The sequence below is a fragment of the Marinobacter salicampi genome (assembly GCF_011074795.1).
Taxonomy (GTDB): domain Bacteria; phylum Pseudomonadota; class Gammaproteobacteria; order Pseudomonadales; family Oleiphilaceae; genus Marinobacter; species Marinobacter salicampi.
In genome coordinates, this window is record NZ_JAAMPF010000017.1 from 1 (window position 1) to 2,327 (window position 2,327).

A 2,327-nucleotide genomic window follows, 5' to 3' on the forward strand; every position below is an offset into this window, starting at 1 on the left:
GACGCATAAGGGTAAAGTAATCGGGAGGCAAGTTTCGGAACGGTGAGGCTGGCTGCCGAAGGACCTCAGCACCAGTGAACATTAGCCGCGTTATATCCATCATTGGCCGATTCCTTACGGTGATTTAACTCAGACTACCCCGCAGATGCCGCACTTTCCAGTCTCGAGCCGCACAGGGGCCCAGCTCACAAGGAACTGTAAGCGATCACCCGCCAGATCAGGAGCCGCGTACGGGCTAGCCGGTTGGCACGGCCACTATTCTGAAGCGCGGGATCTGACGAACCATGTGAACCAGACCTTCATTGCAGCGCGGGCAAGGCCAACAACGATGGGGTTCCTGGTTCACCCGTTTTGTCTCTGGTTGGGGTGGCTGTAACAGACACTGCCGGATAACAGCCAACTTTTGTCGTCGCGTTCGGTTACTCAGGTAACCAAAATGGCGGATGCGCATGAACCCTTTTGGCAGAATGTGCATCAGGAACCGCCTGACGAACTCCTGAGCTTCCAGCCACTGGGTCTTGAGCCGTCCTTGATCCCGGTAATCCTTGTATCGGAAGGAGACCCGGTTACCCTCCATCGACAACAAGCGCCCGTTACTGATGGCGATCCGGTGAGTGTAGCGAGCGAGGTAATCGACAACTGTATCGGCCTGGTTCAGGCAGTGCCGGGTGTAGACAACCCACTCCTGTTGCATCAGGCCGTTGAGCACGCCATCAACCTCACCGCTGTTGGTCACCCGGTGCAGCTCACCAGCGTTCGCCGACGCTCTGAGCAACGACACCATGCACCCGCGAAAACGCCGTGATAATGCCCGCACCGGGAACAGGTAGTGGCTCTTTGCCCTGTGCCATTCACCCCTGCCTCTCAGTACACCTCCAGGGATCAGACAATGCACATGAACATGGCGACTCAGGTTCTGCCCCCAGGTATGCAGCACCGCTGTCATGCCCAGTTCGCCCCGCAAATGCCGCGTATTGCGACCGAACTGGTTAAGCGTATTCCAGACGGCCCGGAAGAAGCAGCGGTAGAGCACTTCCGGATGCAGCTGAACCCATCCATTGAGGGTGTGGGGCAGCGTAAACACCAGATGGAAGTAAGGTACCGGCAGCAACAACGCCCGTTGACGGTCACTCCATCGCTGGCTGGCGCGGCCCTGGCACTGCGGACAGTGCCGATCCCGGCAGCCGTAATAACAGACGGAGCGAGCCTTGCAGTGATCACACCGCATCTCCATACCGCCCATGCGGGCCGTCCGGCACCCGGTTAACCGGGCACAGACCTTGCGGCGATGGCCGTCCAGTGGCTCATCGGGGAGGAACTGGTCCAGAATTGTCTGGACGGTCAGTGAACTGGCCATCATCCACCTCCCAGGCCTGCAATCAGGTCGACAGGTCCACGGTTTTGGGGTGTCACGCCCGGCAGCCAATGCAGATACCGTTGTGTGCTGCGCAGATCGCTATGCCCCAGCAACCGTTGCAACTCATGGAGGGGAACGCCCTGTTCTAACTGATGGGTGGCGTAAGCATGGCGCAAGGCATGAATGCCTCCGCGTTTCTGAATGCCACTGGCGCTCTTGGCCTGATGAAACACCTTCTGGGGCGTGGTGATATGAAGGTGCCGATCCGGCAGCAAGTCACTGGGGAATAACCACGGCATGGGGCGACGGGCCCGCCAATACTGACGAAGCACCTCAAGTAGTCCTGGTGACAGGGGCACCATCCGGTCCTTGGCTCCCTTACCCTGGGCAACCCGAAGCAGGTGACGTTCCCCATCAACGTCCTTCACCTGCAACGCCACCGCTTCACTGACTCTCAGGCCACAGCCATAGATAATGGACAGTAACGCCTGATGCTTGGGGTTGGAGACGACCGCTAGCAGGCGAGTGACTTCCTGACGGTTCAGCAGTTCCGGAATGCGCTGGGGGCGCTTGGGCAAGACCAGCGTCACATCGAAGTGCGCCCAGTGCAGCACTTGCAGGTACAAAAACCGGATGCCGTGTAGGTAGAGGCGACAACTGGCTGGTGACAGGGCGCGCTCCTGAACCAGATAGTTGAAATAGACCTGCAGGTCATCGACTTGCAGTTGATCCGGCGAACGCCGGTAGTATCGAGCCAGCTCGGTTACGACGTACAGATAGCTCTGTTGGGTTCGGGGGGAAAAGCCATGTTGGCACATGGCCTGGATCATGGTCTGACGTAACGGTGTCATGACGGATTCTCCTCTTCTGACCAGCCCACTCGGGCTAATCAAAAGTATCCGTCAGTTCACCTGATCTCGCGGGAAATCCCCCGGTCCGCTCGCTACCGCGAAGCGGTTTAGTTCAACAG

General features: G+C 58.5%; 2 protein-coding genes. Both read right to left on the reverse strand.

Annotation, left to right across the window (positions count from 1 at the left end):
• Positions 1-235: 235 nt before the first annotated feature.
• On the reverse strand, positions 236-1,357 hold the full coding sequence (locus tag G7W63_RS09030) for an IS91 family transposase (protein WP_166256433.1): 1,122 nt from the start codon (positions 1,355-1,357) through the stop codon (positions 236-238).
• A complete protein-coding gene (locus tag G7W63_RS09035; RefSeq protein WP_166256436.1) occupies positions 1,357-2,208 on the reverse strand; it encodes a tyrosine-type recombinase/integrase in 852 nt (283 codons plus the stop codon). The genes G7W63_RS09030 and G7W63_RS09035 overlap by 1 nt, the downstream gene beginning before the upstream one ends.
• Between the last annotated feature and the right edge of the window lie 119 nt (positions 2,209-2,327).